Source organism: Brevibacterium sediminis (assembly GCF_013623905.1).
Taxonomy (GTDB): domain Bacteria; phylum Actinomycetota; class Actinomycetes; order Actinomycetales; family Brevibacteriaceae; genus Brevibacterium; species Brevibacterium sediminis.
In genome coordinates this window covers 216,046-230,513 of record NZ_JABKDD010000006.1, presented here as the reverse complement: position 1 = coordinate 230,513, position 14,468 = coordinate 216,046, and the positions used below count along the sequence as shown (strand labels likewise).

The following is a 14,468-nucleotide window of genomic DNA, read 5'->3' as shown; positions in this document are numbered from 1 at the left end:
TCACCGGAAGCGTCGGCAACGGCGTTTGGGTAAACTGACTCCGGTTGAATACGAGCTTGTTCATCACAAGGCTGTCGCTCTGGCGGCATAAACCCCGGGGTCAACTAAACCGTCAGCAGTCCCGATCGGCCCAGCAACCTCGCGCGAGGTTGCCGGGCCGCCGTCAGGTAGCAGGGTGTTGACTTGGGGTGGGTGCGCGGAGAGAATCAGACTCCCATCGTTCAGCCGTCCGGCTGTCATGGTTCGTCTGGGCTCGCATCCGCTCATGCGTCGCCGTCACTGCAAGGGAGCAGTTATGACGCAGATCTTCGTCAACCTTCCGACCACCGACCTCGAGCGTGCCAAGACCTTCTACCAGTCCATCGGCGCCGAGGTGGTGCCCGAGTTCACCGATGACAATGCGTCGTCGTGCATCAGATGGACCGACGACATCTTCTTCATGATCCTCACCCGGGACTACCTCGCCACTTTCACGGACAAACCGATTGCCGACCCGCACACCACAGCTCAGGCGCTCACTGCCCTCAGCCGCGAATCCCGCGACGAGGTCGACGCGATGCGCGCCTCGATCCTCGACGCCGGTGGTGGGGAGAACAAGGAACCGCAGGATCTCGGGTTCATGTACGGCATCAGCATGACCGACCCCGACGGCAACATCCTCGAGTTCATGTGGATGGACCCGACGGCAGCCGAACAGGGCCTCGAGGCCTTCGCCGAAGGCTGAGTCAGCCAGCGTGCGCGGCGAGCACTTCGAGCACGGAATCGCCATAGCGGTCGAGCTTCTTCAAGCCCACACCGCTGACCTGGCCGAGTTCGCTGATCGTCGTCGGTTTGACATCGACGATGCCGTAGAGCGTGGCATCGGGGAACACGACGTAGGCGGGCACGCCCTGCTCCTTCGCCTGCTCTCCGCGCCAGGAGCGCAGGGACTCGAACAGGGAGGCATCGGAGGGGTCGAGCTCGACCTCGGGGCCGCCTCGGCGACGGGATCCGGCCTTCTTCGACCCTGCCTTCTTCACCGGGTCGACACGCAGTGAGATCTCCTCTTCTCCGCGCAGGACGGGGCCGGCGGCCTCACCGATCACGAGCACCCCGTAATCACCGTGGGATTCGAGGAGTCCGCGGGCGAGCACCTGGCGGATGACGGTCTTCCACTGACTCTCGGACAGGTCTTCGCCGACGCCCCAGACGCTCAGGCTCTCATGGTCCGAGGCTCGGGACCGGTCGTTGTGGTTGCCACGCAGCACGTCGATGACCTGGCCCGATCCGAAACGCTGCCCGCGTTCCCTATCGAGTCGGATGACCGCCGAGAGCAGCTTCTGCACGGCGACGGTGGCGTCCCAGGTCACCGGGGGTGTCATGCAGTTGTCGCAGTTGCCGCACGGTGCGGATTCCTCGTCGAAGTAGCGCAGCAGCTGGACGCGTCGGCAGTCGACGGTCTCGCAGAGGGCGAGCATGGAATCGAGGTGGCTCATCTGACGGCGTTTGAACACCTGGTCGCCCTCGCCGGATTCGATGAGGCGGCGTTGGGAGACGACATCGCCGAGTCCGTAGACCATCCACGCATCCGCGGGCAGTCCGTCACGGCCGGCGCGACCGGTCTCCTGGTAGTAACCTTCGACCGACCGTGGCAGGTCGAGGTGGGCGACGAAGCGGACATCGGGTTTGTCGATGCCCATGCCGAAAGCGATCGTGGCGACCATGACGATGCCGTCTTCGCGGAGGAATCTCGCCTGGTTCTCCGCGCGCACCTCACCGGGCAGCCCTGCGTGATAGGGCAGAGCGGTGATGCCGCGAGCTGCCAGCGCTTCGGCCAGCTGGTCGACACCGCGGCGGGACAGACAGTAGACGATGCCCGAGTCGCCGGAATGTTCGGTGGTGATGAAGTTCAGCAGCTGTGACCTCGCCGAGGCCTTCGGTTCGATCCGATAGGTGATGTTGGGTCGGTCGAAGCTCGCGACGAAGTGCTCGGCATCCTGGAGGTGGAGGCGCTCGGTGAGTTCGGCATGGGTGGCCGGGGTGGCCGTGGCGGTCAGGGCGATGCGGGGAACATCGGGGAATCGTTCGGCCAGAACGCCGAGCCCCAGATAATCGCTCCGGAAGTCATGGCCCCACTGCGACACGCAGTGGGCCTCGTCGATCGCGAACAGGGAGATCTGCGCCTGTTCGAGCAGCCGCATCGTCCGCGGCAGGACGAGACGTTCGGGCGCAAGGTAGAGCAGGTCGATCTCACCGGCGAGCAGTTGCTGTTCGACTTGCTGCGCGGTATCGAAATCGAGAGACGAGTTGAGATATGCCGCCCGCACACCGAGGTTCTCCAACGCCGCGACCTGATCGGCCATGAGCGCGATGAGCGGGGAGATGACCACGCCGGTACCGGGCCTGACCAGGGCAGGGATCTGATAGCACAAGGACTTTCCGCCGCCGGTGGGCATGAGCACGACCGCATCCCCGCCGCCGACGACTTGGTCGACGATGGCCGCCTGCTGACCACGGAACTCCTCATAGCCGAAGACATCGTGGAGGACATCGAGGGCGGAGGTCGTGGCTGCGGAGGTCATGGCACCCACCCTAGTTCACGTCACTGACCCGAATCTTCGCACCGCACGACCGCGGCCCCGCACGGCCCCACCACCCGGGAGCTCTGGCCCTACCGCACTGAGAACCTCCGTGCCGCCACGAGTCCCAACACGCACACCACGGCTACCGCGACGGCGAAGATCACGGTCGCGTTCGCCAGTCCCACCGTGGCGGCGAGGAATCCGGCGCCGATGGCCGGCACCGACATGAATACGTAGGCGAGGATGAAGTACGAGGTGGTCGCCTCGGTGCGGCGTTCGGGTGCTGTCACCGCGGTGATCGCGCGCATCCCGGTCATGAACACGAGTCCTTGCCCGGCTCCTGCCAGCACCGCGGAGGCGATGAGCACCGGCAGGGACCCCGCCATGAGCGCGAACACGAGCGCGCCCATGCTCACGATCATGGTCACGGTCCCGCCGACGATGAGCCGGCGGTCGCTGATCCCGCGCAGCAGCACCTGCGCGGTCGCCGAGGCCCCGAAGAGGAGGAACACGACGGTGCCGGTGGCCGCGGTCGACGTCACGTGCAGGGTCTGTCCGATGAAGCTCGGCGCGATCGCCGAATACAGCCCGCACACCGCGAATCCGGTGATCGCCCCAGGTGAGGCGGCCAGGAACATCCGTTTCGCCGAGGCGGGAATCCCCGGCAGCTGCAGTCGCACAGCCGTTGCCCCGCCCCGCGTCCGATCCCGGACGAGGAGAAGCGCCATCCCGGCGATGACCAGCATGATCGCGTTGACGAGGAACGGTGTGAGCAGGGGAGAGGGAGCGAAGCGGGCGAGCAGTCCGGAGGACAGGATTCCGAGCCCCAGCCCGCCCATGTTCGCCGCTGTGGCCAGGGAACCAGCGAGCCGTTCGCGGCCGGCAGGGGCGTTCTCGAGCACGGTGACGGTGGCCGTGGACGTGAAGATCCCCGCAGCCAGCCCGGACAGGACCCGGCCGGTGAGCAGCAGCCCGGTGTGGGAGCCGATGAGGAAGAGGGTCGCCGAGGCGATCGAGAAGATCACCCCGAGCCTGAGCATCGGACGCCGCCCCAGTCCCTCGGAGAGCCTCCCGAAGACGACGAGCGCGCCGATGACCCCGACCGCGTAGATCGCGAAGAGCTGAGTGGTGAACGCCGTCCCGAAATCGAATCGCTGCTCATAGAGCGGGTAGAGGGGCGTCGGCAGGGTGGTGCCCATCATGACGACGGTGAACACGTACACCGAGGCGGCCAGACCCCATCCCGTCGCGACGCGCGGTTCCGGTCGCGGCCGGTGTGCTGCCGCCGTTTCGTCGGCCACTGCCGCACCCCCTTCTCCGTCCGCAATCGTCTCTCGCCGAGGCGGCTCACCGCACCCGTTGACCAGGTCGTCCAAGGATCGGTCGGGTGCCACTCGATCCTGACAGGTGTCTGCAGGCGGTGAACCGACTGCGATTGTACGCTGGAACTGCCGAGGCCCATGCCCGTCAGAGAGCATGGCGGATTGTGCGCACCCGCGAGAAGGAGCAGATTCCGATGACGACGACCCCGAACAGCCCCGCCGAAGCCGACCAGGCCGCACCGGCGGATCCGAGCCGGCGCCGCATGATGAAGACGGCGGGCGTGGCCGGAACGGTGGCGGTCATCGGCGGCTCCGTGGCGGCCACCTCGGCGTGTTCGTCCGACGAGGAGGCGGAGCCGACGAAGGATGCGAGCCTGCCGACCTCCGACGTTCCCGTCGGTTCCGGCACCGTCATCGAGGACACGTACGTGATCACTCAGCCGAAGGAAGGCGAGTTTTTCGCGTTCTCATCGGTGTGCACCCACCAGGGCTGCCAGGTCACCCGGGTCACCGAGGAGGCCATCATCTGCCCGTGCCATTCCTCGAACTTCTCGGTGACCACCGGAGAGGTGATGTCCGGTCCGGCCGAGGAACCGCTGCCGAAGTACGACGTCTCCGAAAGCGGCGGCACGTTGACGGTCAAGGGGCAGTAGGGCACGTAGAGCCCGATGCGGGCCGCTGCCGGCCTACGCAGCCCGCCGCGGTCGGCCGTTCGCGGAGTCGGGCACTCTCCGTCAGAGGAAGAGCCCGGGGAGGACGAGGGCTCCGGCGATGAGGAGCGCGAGCAGGGCGGAGAAGCCGAGTCCGCTCGCTTCATTCCGACGTGACTTCTCATCGTCGGACCGCCACGGCAGGCCCGACCAGACGAGTGCGGCCCGGAAGACGGAGACGACGATGACGAGCATTCCGGCCAGCCAGACGTAGATGAACCAGCTCTCCCAGCCTCCGAACGGTGTGATGAGGCGGATGAGCAGGATGAACACGACCGCCGTGACGATCCCCGAGAGCAGCCCGATCCGGGATGCCGCGTGGGGAGCTCGCCACGCGGTGAACGCACCCCAGGCCACGATGAGTGCCCCGATGACCGTCGAAACGAGTTCGGGACTCATGAGCGTTCTCCCTTCGCTGAAGTTTCGGCCCCGACGAGTGCGGCGGCCGCGTCGACGTCATTGGCGGAGTCGTTGAGCACGATGATCCCGGCTCCGGACTTCGGGTCGAAGCCGAGGAACGACCGGTAGCCGCCGGTGCCGCCGTTGTGCCAAGTGATGGTCGAGTCGCCGTGCGTCGTCGTGAACCACGCCCAGCCGATGCGGTCATCCTCGAAATCGGCACGGGGTTCGGCCGCCTCGGCGCCGGGGGCGTTCCCGTCACGGACGGCCCGCAGCCAGATCGCCAGATCATGAGTCGTCGACCGGATCGCCCCGGCCGGAGCCGCACCACCGAGGGTCCACGGGGCGGCCGGCAGCCCCGATGCCGTGAACCCGTGGGACAGCCCATCGGCCGAGTCCGGGACGAACGTCTCCTTCATTCCCAGCGGCTCGGTGAGGCGGTCACGGACGAGCTCGGCATAGTCCTGCCCGGACGCCTCGGCGAGTGCTTGGCCGAGAACGGCGAACCCGAAGTTCGAATACTCGGGCTCGGGTTCACCGACCTCCACGTCATCGAGGCTGGCCACGATGTCCCCGGCGTCCCCGCGATAGGGGTCGGTGTGGAGGTAGTTCGACAGCACGCTCATCACCCCGTCGCTGAAGCTCGGAGCGGGTTCCTGGGAGGGCAGACCGGAACGCTGCATCGCAATCGACTCGAGCGTCACCTCGGCGACCTTCCCCTCCAGGTTCGGCCAGATCTCGCCGAGGCGGGTGTCCGCCTCGACCTCGCCTCGCTCGATCGCATCGGCGAAGAGCGCGGCCGTGAACGTCTTCGTGATCGATCCGATCTCGAACTCGGTGTGCTCGTCGGCTCCGGTGCCCGCGAAAGTCACTTCGTCGCCGTCGATGCGGGCGGCGACCACGTGCTGCCAATGCTGGCTGCCGAGTGCGTCCTCGAGTTCGGTCATGAGCTCGGCGTCCCCTGTCGGCGTGCCCTGGAAGCCGCGCGGCCACGGGGTGATCGCCGCGAGCACGGCAGCCGTGACGGTTGCCGCGATCACGGCAATCAACACTCGCCGAGGCGGCCGTCCCGCAGCCGCAGATGTGCGGTTGAGATCGGAGTCAGTCATCGTTCCTCCTGGTCAGCAGGGGTGGAATGGGTGATGGTCGGGTCCGGGTCGCGCAGTGGGCGAGCGGCCCGCCGGCGAGAGGTTCTGTCAGTGCGTTCCGATGAGGACGAGGGTGAGCAGCGGAACGACTCGCTGAGCGGGCACGCGCCAGTGCCCGCGGCGGGCACTCTCTAACCAGCCGGCTCCGGCGAGGGCATGCACATGGTGATAGATCTGCCCGGACGTGCCGAACCGTTCGTCCTTGCCCAGTTCGGCCACCGTGCTCGTGCCCTCATAGATCGCTTGGAGCAGCTGCAGGCGGACCGGGTGACCGAGGGCTGCCAAGGATCCGGCCGCCTCGGCGAAATCGATCTGCGCCAGCCCTGCGCTGCTCAGACCCATCTGCCACGCCACGGGACCGCTGCCGCCCGGGGGAGTCGTGTACCCGGTGTAGGTCACTCCGCCCTCCTCGCCGAGGTGGTCGACGAGCCCGTGCAGCGCCCAGAACGTCTCGGTGTCGCCCGGCAGGGCTGTGTTCCCGGCGGCGGGTTGGACTGACGATTCCGGGCAACCGGATGGCGCCGGTGATTCCGCTCTGATCGACGACGTTCCGTCCGCCTTCTGAGGCGTCGCGCCGGGCTCCTGCGATGCAGAGGATTCTGCGGCTGCAGCCTCGAGCTCGGCGACTCGCTGTTCGAGAGCGGAGAGGCGATCTTCTGCCGACGGTGTTGGTTCCATGCTTCGACAATACAGGAAATACGTAATTACGTAAATGCATCAAACGCGAAGAACCGCCACTCACTCGACCCTGAACCGACGCTGATCGGACAGACTCAGGCAGGCGACCTAGACTGGTGCCGTGATGAGTACCGAAGATCCGCGCACCGAATCCACAGCCCCGCGTAACGAAGCCGCCCCGCAGGCCATTGCCGCAGCGAGTCGACTCGGCTGGCCCATGGTCGTACGCGGAGTCCTCGGCGTCGCCTTCGGTATCGTCACCGTCTTCTGGCCCCGCGATTCGAGCAATCCGCTGCAGCTGAGCCTGCCGACCGACGTCGTCGACCACCTCGCGATCGGCTACCTCATCCTCTTCGCCTTGGCCCTGGTCTTCCAGGCCGTGCGCTCGGCCTTGAACGTGCGCACCGCGATCTTCGGGCAGGCCGTCATCGCGATCCCGGCAATCGTCTTCCTCTTCCTGGCCGACCAGCCCGCCGAGCTGCGCGCGGCCCTGAGCATCTGGGCCCTGCTGCACGGCGCTCTCGAATTCTGGGCCTACCGGCAGCTGCGGTCTCAGCCCATGGCCTCGGACTTCCTCATCGCCTCCGGAGTCCACGTCCTGCTCGGCATCATCCTCGTCTTCGGCGACGGCATGGAGGCCCTGTCGATCCTCGGCTTCACGGGAGCGGCGACCCTCATCGCCGGCGTGATCTTCATCATCGGCGGCTACTCCCGCCTGAGCAAGGGCCGTCAGCTGGCCAAGCTCGGTGCCCTGCCCGAACAGATCGACTCCCCCGCCGAGGCGGCCGACCCCGCCGACGCTTCCCCCTCGGGTGCCGCTGAAGCCGCCGACGATGCGAACTCGTCCGATGCCGCGGACACGTCGAACCCAGCCGATGCCGCCGGCGAAGCCGATCGCACGGCCGATCCCGGAGATCCGGACGATCCGGACACCGATACCCCAGTGAAGAAAGAGCCCTGACCGGCACCCGAGCCAACCGAGACACCCGAGGTGAGATGAGCACTGTCGAGCACGAGAGCGCAACCGAATCCCGATTGGCCACCATCGCCGCCTCGGTGAGGTCCTCCGAGTTATTGGGCGACCTTGCCGAAGCCAGCCGAGCACTCGACCCCGTCCTCTTCCGGCGCCTCTTCGAACTTTCCCGTTCCCCATCGCTGCTGGTGGCCACCGACTACGACGGGACGATTGCCCCCATCGTCGACATCCCCAGCCAAGCCTTTCCCTTGGAGAGCTCGGTCGACTCACTGCGCGCGCTCGCCTTGCTGCCGTCCACCTCGGCGGGGGTGATCTCCGGTCGCAGTCTGCGTGACCTCGCGGCAATGTCGCGCCTGCCCCGGGAGGTCCACCTCTTCGGGTCCCACGGCGGTGAGACCGACACATTCACCATCGACACGCTCACCGAAGAGCAGCGGGCGGTCCTCGCCGACTTCCGCGCCGACCTCACTCGCGCCCTGCCGCGCGACGTCATCGAGCACAAGACCACCGGCGCGGCCGTGCACCTGCGCGGACTCGACGAGACCGACCGGCGGGAGATCGAAGCCGCCGTCGAGAAGCTCGCCGACGCCCACCCGATCCACCCCACCCGCGGCAAGCAGGTCATCGACCTGTCCGTCGTACCGTCGTCGAAGGCCGACGCGCTGACCCGTCTGCGCAGTCAGACAGGGGCGGAAGCCGTCGTCTTCATCGGCGATGACACCGCCGACGAGTTCGCTCTCGAAACCCTCGGCGCCGATGACCTCGGGCTCAAGGTCGGAACTCAGACCGCACCAACTCACGCCGACTTCCGGCTGGACTCACCGGCCGAGGTCTCCACCGTCCTCAGTGCCCTGTTCGAGCTGCGCAAGTCCTGGCTCTTCGGCCGCCGCGCCACCCCGATCCAGCGGCACAGCCTCATCGGCAACGGACAGTCGACCGCGCTCATCGACCCCACCGGCAGCATCTGCTGGATGCCGCACCCGCTGCCGCATTCGGCGTCGATGTTCTCCGAGATCCTCGGCTCCGAGGCGGCAGGATTCTTCGCCGTGGCACCGGCCAACGGGGCCGCCCCGCTGACCCAGCGCTACCTCGGGAACTCGACCCTGCTCGAGACCCGGTGGGCCGGACTGAGCTGTGTCGACTACCTCGCTCCCGTCGACGGGCACAGCGATGACACGATCGTCGTCCGCGTGCTCACCGGCGACACCCCGACCCGCATCCGCTTCGCACCCAGGCTCGACTACGCCACGGTTCCCACCCGCATGACCCGGTCCGATGATGGTGTGGCGGTGCTCGGCACCGCCGAGCCGATCGAACTCCACGCCCCCGGAATCGACTTCGACATCGTCGAGAACGGCGACTCCCACACCGCCGAGGCGACCGTCGTCCCCTCGCAGCAGCCCGGCGGATCCGTCGTCCTCGTCCTCGCCTGCGGGACGGGCACGGGCGACGCCGGATACATGGCCACCGGCGGCGAGCATCATGTGCGCGAACGCGCCCTGAACTTCTGGACGAACTGGGTCGAATCACTGACTCTGCCCGGTCACCACCGCGAAGAGGTCATCCGCTCCGCGATCACCCTGCGCGCTCTGTGCCACGAACCCACCGGCGGAGTCCTCGCCGCCCCCACGACCTCCCTGCCCGAGGGAATCGGCGGCGTCCGCAACTGGGACTACCGCTATACATGGCTGCGCGACGGATCGATGACCGTCCGCGCCCTGCTCGCCCTCGGTTCCACCGGTGAGGCCGAAGGATTCCTCTCCTGGCTGTCGGGGGTGCTCGAGCGCACGGTCTCACCCGAACAGCTGCATCCGCTCTACGCCGTCGACGGCTCGGCCCTGACCACCGAGGCGGTGCTCAACCACCTGCCCGGATACGCCGGATCACGGCCGGTGCGGGTCGGCAACGCCGCCGAACATCAGGTCCAACTCGACGTGTTCGGCCCGGTCACGGAGCTCCTCGACGAACTCAGCGACCACCTCGGCGAGTTGCCCGAGGATTATTGGACGCTCACCTGTCAGATGGTCGAGGCCGTGGGCAAACGGTGGTTCGAGGCCGATCACGGGATCTGGGAGGCGAGGCGTCCGCCGAAGCACAACGTGTACACGCGCGTGATGTGCTGGGTGACGGTCGATCGGGCGCTGCGGATCGCGGACCGGTTCGATCGTGAGCCGCCCGGTGCGTGGCGGCAACTGCGCGAGGAGATCGCCCACGACGTGCTCACGCATGGCTTTAACGAGGAAGTCGGAGCATTCACCGTCGCCTACGGTGAGACGGACCTGGACTCGGCCGCACTGTTCGTCGGACTCTCGGGACTGCTCGCCGCCGACGATCCGCGCTTCGTGTCCACCGTCGATGCGATCGAACGCGAGCTGCGGGTCGGCCCGACGGTGTTCCGCTATCGCTACGATGACGGGCTGCCCGGGCTCGAGGGCGGATTCCACATCTGTACGACCTGGCTCATCGAAGCCTTCATCAAGGTCGGTCGCATCGACGACGCCTGGGATCTGTTCCGGCAGGTCGACAACTTGCTCGGGCCCACCGGGCTGCTGTCAGAGGAATACGACCCCGTCGCCGAGATGCACCTGGGCAACCACCCGCAGGCGTACTCACACCTCGGCTACATCCGCGTCGCCCAACAGCTCGACGCCCACCGCCCGAGCTGAGGCAACGCTGCCTGCCGCGGCGGACCATGTCCGCGCGATAAATGTGCGCAGATTGCCAACTCCGAGCTGGAAATGGGCAATCTGCGCACACTTATCCTGCCGTCAGACGACCAGCACTCGGTGGAGCCGACCGTCCTGTGGCACCGAGCCTCGCTCACTCGACGAGGAGGGTGACCACCTCGGCGACGCAGGCGGGGCGGTCCTGGCCGTCGATCTCGATCGTGTGTTCGAGGATGACTTGCGTGCCCTTCTCTCCGCGGATGACGTCCTTGACGCTGATGGTTCCGCGCAGTCGGGAGCCGACGAGGACGGGCTGGAGGAAGCGGACCTTGTTCAGGCCATAGTTGACTCGGATCGACACGCCTTCGATCGTGAAGACCTCCGTGGAGAACTTCGGAATGAGCGAGAGGGTGAAGAATCCGTGGACGATCGTCGCACCGTAGGGCCCTTCGGCCGCGCGCGTTTCGTCCACGTGGATCCACTGGTGGTCGCCGGTGACATCGGCGAAGGTGTTGATGGCGTCCTGATCCATCGTCATCCATTCGGAGGAGCCGAGCTCCTGGCCGATGAGCGATTCGATTTCGTCGATGCCGTTGATTGTGCGCACGTGGTTCTCCTTTGATCCTGGCTCAGATGCTGAGCGGACATTCGATTGAGGTCCGCTGTTCTTGGCATCATACGTGGCCGTCCGGTCGACGCCGCACAGCCGTCCGGACTGTGAGTCCCACGGTCCGGGTCCGTTAGGCTGACGGTCCGAGTCCGTTCGGTTGACGGTTCAAGTCCGTTAGGTTGGAGGCATGGCCGAACAATCACAGGAGCGCCCGGAGACGCTGACGCATCCCCTCTCGCCGAGGTGGCTGGAACGTCCCGACGGCTACCGTCACTTCGAATCCGCGTACTTCGTCGGCCACGGGACAGACACGTTCGAGCGCTGCGCCGAGGAGCTACTGCACTGGGAGGTCAAGATCCGCAGCGGCTTCGACATCGAGGTGGACGTCGGCGACGTCCTCGTCGGAAGTGCGGACACGGTCAGTCGAGCGGCTGGAGCGGAGTCGACGGCCGATGTCGACGCTCGCGCGGACGGAGTGAGACCTGGTAGGCCGCCTCGTGTGGAGCCGGGGCAGGAGCCGACGATCGGCGTGCGCCTCGGGCCCTTCCGCCTGCCTGAGCCCTCACGAGTCATCGACGTCTTCGAAGCGGAGGACCGATGCGGCTTCACCTATGGCACGAAGCCGGGACATCCGATCACCGGAGAGGAGTCATTCATCCTCATCCGCACCGCCGATGACCGGGTCTTCCTCGTCCTGCGATCGGTCTCGCGGGCGGGGCTGGGCATCTGGAGACTCGGCGAACCGTTCGTCCGGCTCGCTCAGATCATCTACCGCCGGCGCTACGGACGAGCCTTGCGCCGCTGATCGATCACTTGCCGGGAATCGAGTCGCGGGCGGGAGTGTATTCCCAGTGCCACGGCTCGTACATGCTTGCCTTGGCCCAGTCGGGGTTCTCCCAGCCGTATTCGTCTCCGTGCTCGACGAGCCAGTTCCAGGCTCCGGTCTTGTTGGCGACTCCGCCGCCGAGGTCGAGTGCGATTCCCCAACCATGCAGTGAGGTGCCCGGCTTGGCGGCCAGCCCCGGCTTCCGGCCGGCGACCGAGAGCTGTCCGGCCATGTCGCGGTAGGAGTCCGTGATCTCGAGCTCCTTGCCGGTGTCCTTCTTGTACGCGGCATTCATCTTCGCGAAGGAGACAGCGGCGTCGGCGCGGAGTCGGTGGTCTTCCTTGCCGAGGTCGCACAGCCACTCGTCGGGCAGTTCGCCGTTGCCGGCGGACTGGTCGAAGTTCTGCTTCGCATCGCAGCCGGGCAGGGCGCTCTTCTCAACAGCGCGGGACGCGGCTTCGACCTTCTTCTGCTTGGCGCTCGGCACGCCGATCTCCATCGATGACTTTCCCTTGACTTCCGGGACGTCGGCGTTGACTTTCTCAGCATTGATGGCGGCGGGCTCACCGGCAGCGGTCGGGTCGGTCTTGACCTCGGCACCTCCGCTGAGGTTGTTGACCAGCATGGTCACCGCAGTGGCGGCACCCGCCACGGAAACGGCTGCCAGAGTCGAGACGGTCCGCACTTTCTTCTTGCGCACGGACTTGAGCAGCGCACCATCGGACCCGCGGCTCTCGGCGGCTCCCGCGCTGACCCGACGGGCAGACGAGCCAGACGAAGACGAGCCAGACGGTGAGCCGAAGGTCGTGGGGACCGCGGCTGCTTCACGCGCCATTGCGGCACGACGCGGAGACGCCTGAGCGGCCCGCGCCTCGTCGGCCATTGCTGCGCGCCTGGGCGACAGGGACTCGGCAGAAGAGTCAGTGGATGCAGGCGCGGTCGGTGCCCCGGTGCTGCGCGACGAGGTGCGTGCGCGTGAGAACGGGGACGATGAGCGACGCCTGTGCAGATCCCGTCGACGCACCGTTGGTTCTGTGGTCGATGATGACTCTGACATAACTCTCCGTGTGACTGTGACTCGTCGAAGACCGCCGAGGTTTCGACGACTTCAATACAACATCACAAAAGTGTAACGGGAATATATAGAACCTGTCATATTTTGGTGACGAGTCGCACTCGCGGTCGGTCAGCCGTTGTCCAGGCTGGGTCCAGCGAAACCTCGGAATCCGGGCAACAGACCAGGTCAGCGCCCTGAATGGAGTTGAGGGGCCGCCTCGGCGAAATCATTCGGATCGGCTCTCGATGTACTCCCGGAGCGCGCGATCCTGGGCCTCCTCGTCAGGGAAGATCACCTCGGTTCGCGCGCCTCCCGTTACGGGGTCGTTACTGAAGATCAGCGTGATGCCGAGCAGCCGAGCCTGCCCCTGAGCGATGACGAGACCGAGGCCCATTCCGCCGCCGCCGGCGGAGACGAAACGGGTCGGGCCGGTGTTGACGATGTCCGGTGGATAGCCGGAGCCGGAGTCGGTGACGACGATGCTGCGCGTGCTCGTCTCCAGGCGGATGGGATCTCCACCGTGTTTGATCGCATTGACGAGCAGGTTCGAGACGATGCGCTCGAAACGGCGGACATCGGTGACCAGCGTCGAATTCAGCGCCGCCAGATGGGTGTCGATCTGATGACCGGCGAGGGCACCCGAGGCTTCCATCGTGCCCAGCAGGGACCGGATCGCCTGATCGACGTCGACGCGGGTGAACTCCGGGTTGGCGCGGCCGGCGTCGAGGCGGGAGACCTCGAGGAGATCTTCGACGAGGACCTGCATGCGCACGACCCGGTCCTTGACGAGTTCGGCCGGGCGGGAATCCTCTTCGAGTAGGTTGGCGGCGTTGACCAGACCGGTCAGCGGGGTGCGCATCTCGTGCGCAAGGTCGGCGGTGAAGCGCTGCTCGGAGTCGATGCGTTCGGTCAGTCGGGCTACCGCGGTATCGACGGCAGTGGCGAAGGCCCACACCTCCTGATCGGATTCGTCGATGACATCGGCGATGCGCGTCGTCGTGTCCCCGGCGGCGATCTTCCTGGCAGCCTGAGCGCCGAGGGTGAGCCTGCGGGAGATGCGGCCGGCGACGATCGATCCCACACCGCCGACAACGAGGGCGGAGCCGATCATGCCCACCAGCAGTGCTTGGTCGATGCGGCCGATGAGCTCTTGGCTGTCCTTCGTCGAGGCGCGCACGGAGATCACCTGGGTGTGCGAACCGACCTCGATCGGGGCGGCGGCCCACACGATCTCCTCACCGTCGACCTCGGACCGGATCGTCACACTCTGGCCCTTGAGCGCGGACTTGCGCGCTTCCTTGGGCAGCTCCGGATCGTCGATGCGGGCATTGAGGGTGAGCACTCCGGTTTCGGAGAAGATGGCCGTCGCATTCGTCAGCTGCTCCGTCACGGTCGAACGCATCCGGTCGTCCTCGGCTCGTGCGGCGGATTGGCGCAACACGATCGAGCACGACAGCACGGCGATGATCACCGAGGCGACGATGAGCAGAGAGATCTTCCAGCGCAGCGACATGC

At 66.6% G+C, this 14,468-nt stretch carries 13 protein-coding genes; 5 read left to right on the top strand and 8 right to left on the bottom strand.

Features of this window, described 5'->3' with window-relative positions; genetic code table 11:
• Positions 1-295: 295 nt before the first annotated feature.
• Positions 296-724 (top strand): VOC family protein, encoded by a 429-nt coding sequence (locus HK108_RS11120; RefSeq protein ID WP_181271577.1) that lies wholly within the window; start codon positions 296-298, stop codon positions 722-724.
• Position 725: 1 nt separating this feature from the next.
• On the opposite strand, the gene recQ is transcribed toward HK108_RS11120, so the two are convergent.
• The gene (gene recQ, locus HK108_RS11115) at positions 726-2,561 is read right to left on the bottom strand and encodes a DNA helicase RecQ (RefSeq protein ID WP_181271576.1); all 1,836 of its coding nucleotides are present in this window, start codon (positions 2,559-2,561) and stop codon (positions 726-728) included.
• 89 nt (positions 2,562-2,650) lie between these two features.
• Positions 2,651-3,862, bottom strand: coding sequence for an MFS transporter (locus HK108_RS11110; RefSeq protein ID WP_219922317.1), 1,212 nt, complete (start codon positions 3,860-3,862; stop codon positions 2,651-2,653).
• 215 nt (positions 3,863-4,077) lie between these two features.
• Here HK108_RS11110 and HK108_RS11105 point away from each other — a divergent pair, with 215 nt between their 5' ends.
• The gene (locus tag HK108_RS11105; RefSeq protein ID WP_181271575.1) at positions 4,078-4,536 is read left to right on the top strand and encodes a Rieske (2Fe-2S) protein; all 459 of its coding nucleotides are present in this window, start codon (positions 4,078-4,080) and stop codon (positions 4,534-4,536) included.
• 81 nt (positions 4,537-4,617) lie between these two features.
• Here the strand turns inward: HK108_RS11105 and HK108_RS11100 are convergent, their stop codons facing one another.
• From HK108_RS11100 to HK108_RS11090, 3 genes are all read right to left on the bottom strand, one after another.
• Positions 4,618-4,992: a hypothetical protein gene (locus tag HK108_RS11100; protein ID WP_181271573.1), complete on the bottom strand. Its 375-nt coding sequence runs from the start codon at positions 4,990-4,992 to the stop codon at positions 4,618-4,620.
• On the bottom strand, positions 4,989-6,101 hold the full coding sequence (locus tag HK108_RS11095) for a serine hydrolase domain-containing protein (RefSeq protein ID WP_181271571.1): 1,113 nt from the start codon (positions 6,099-6,101) through the stop codon (positions 4,989-4,991). The genes HK108_RS11100 and HK108_RS11095 overlap by 4 nt, the downstream gene beginning before the upstream one ends.
• Before the next feature lie 87 nt (positions 6,102-6,188).
• Positions 6,189-6,818 carry an ArsR/SmtB family transcription factor gene (locus HK108_RS11090; RefSeq protein ID WP_181271570.1) on the bottom strand — a complete coding sequence of 210 codons (630 nt, stop codon included), beginning with the start codon at positions 6,816-6,818 and terminating at the stop codon, positions 6,189-6,191.
• A gap of 124 nt (positions 6,819-6,942) precedes the next feature.
• Between HK108_RS11090 and HK108_RS11085 the strand changes: the two genes are divergently transcribed.
• A complete protein-coding gene (locus tag HK108_RS11085; RefSeq protein WP_229664087.1) occupies positions 6,943-7,779 on the top strand; it encodes an HdeD family acid-resistance protein in 837 nt (278 codons plus the stop codon).
• Positions 7,780-7,814: 35 nt separating this feature from the next.
• On the top strand, positions 7,815-10,460 hold the full coding sequence (otsB, locus tag HK108_RS11080) for a trehalose-phosphatase (RefSeq protein ID WP_181271567.1): 2,646 nt from the start codon (positions 7,815-7,817) through the stop codon (positions 10,458-10,460).
• A 154-nt stretch (positions 10,461-10,614) separates the two neighbouring features.
• Here otsB and HK108_RS11075 read toward each other — a convergent pair whose 3' ends face one another.
• A complete protein-coding gene (locus tag HK108_RS11075; RefSeq protein ID WP_139467477.1) occupies positions 10,615-11,067 on the bottom strand; it encodes a MaoC family dehydratase in 453 nt (150 codons plus the stop codon).
• A gap of 190 nt (positions 11,068-11,257) precedes the next feature.
• On the opposite strand from HK108_RS11075, the gene HK108_RS11070 reads away from it, so the two are divergent.
• Entirely contained in the window at positions 11,258-11,875 is a 618-nt protein-coding gene (locus HK108_RS11070; protein ID WP_181271565.1) for a DUF1990 domain-containing protein, read from the top strand.
• A 4-nt stretch (positions 11,876-11,879) separates the two neighbouring features.
• Here HK108_RS11070 and HK108_RS11065 read toward each other — a convergent pair whose 3' ends face one another.
• Both HK108_RS11065 and HK108_RS11060 read right to left on the bottom strand, forming a co-directional pair.
• Positions 11,880-12,779 carry a M15 family metallopeptidase gene (locus tag HK108_RS11065; RefSeq protein WP_229664085.1) on the bottom strand — a complete coding sequence of 300 codons (900 nt, stop codon included), beginning with the start codon at positions 12,777-12,779 and terminating at the stop codon, positions 11,880-11,882.
• Between the two features lie 400 nt (positions 12,780-13,179).
• Positions 13,180-14,466, bottom strand: a complete 1,287-nt coding sequence (locus tag HK108_RS11060) for a sensor histidine kinase (RefSeq protein WP_139467474.1) — start codon at positions 14,464-14,466, stop codon at positions 13,180-13,182.
• Positions 14,467-14,468: the final 2 nt, after the last annotated feature.

Bases quoted from the DNA above. Each gene is read 5' to 3' on its own strand.
- HK108_RS11120 (WP_181271577.1), top strand. From the start codon at position 296: ATGACGCAGATCTTCGTCAACCTTCCGACCACCGACCTCGAGCGTGCC.
- recQ (WP_181271576.1), bottom strand. From the start codon at position 2,561: ATGACCTCCGCAGCCACGACCTCCGCCCTCGATGTCCTCCACGATGTC.
- HK108_RS11105 (WP_181271575.1), top strand. From the start codon at position 4,078: ATGACGACGACCCCGAACAGCCCCGCCGAAGCCGACCAGGCCGCACCG.
- HK108_RS11100 (WP_181271573.1), bottom strand. From the start codon at position 4,992: ATGAGTCCCGAACTCGTTTCGACGGTCATCGGGGCACTCATCGTGGCC.
- HK108_RS11095 (WP_181271571.1), bottom strand. From the start codon at position 6,101: ATGACTGACTCCGATCTCAACCGCACATCTGCGGCTGCGGGACGGCCG.
- HK108_RS11090 (WP_181271570.1), bottom strand. From the start codon at position 6,818: ATGGAACCAACACCGTCGGCAGAAGATCGCCTCTCCGCTCTCGAACAG.
- HK108_RS11085 (WP_229664087.1), top strand. From the start codon at position 6,943: ATGAGTACCGAAGATCCGCGCACCGAATCCACAGCCCCGCGTAACGAA.
- otsB (WP_181271567.1), top strand. From the start codon at position 7,815: ATGAGCACTGTCGAGCACGAGAGCGCAACCGAATCCCGATTGGCCACC.
- HK108_RS11070 (WP_181271565.1), top strand. From the start codon at position 11,258: ATGGCCGAACAATCACAGGAGCGCCCGGAGACGCTGACGCATCCCCTC.
- HK108_RS11065 (WP_229664085.1), bottom strand. From the start codon at position 12,779: ATGGCCGACGAGGCGCGGGCCGCTCAGGCGTCTCCGCGTCGTGCCGCA.
- HK108_RS11060 (WP_139467474.1), bottom strand. From the start codon at position 14,466: ATGTCGCTGCGCTGGAAGATCTCTCTGCTCATCGTCGCCTCGGTGATC.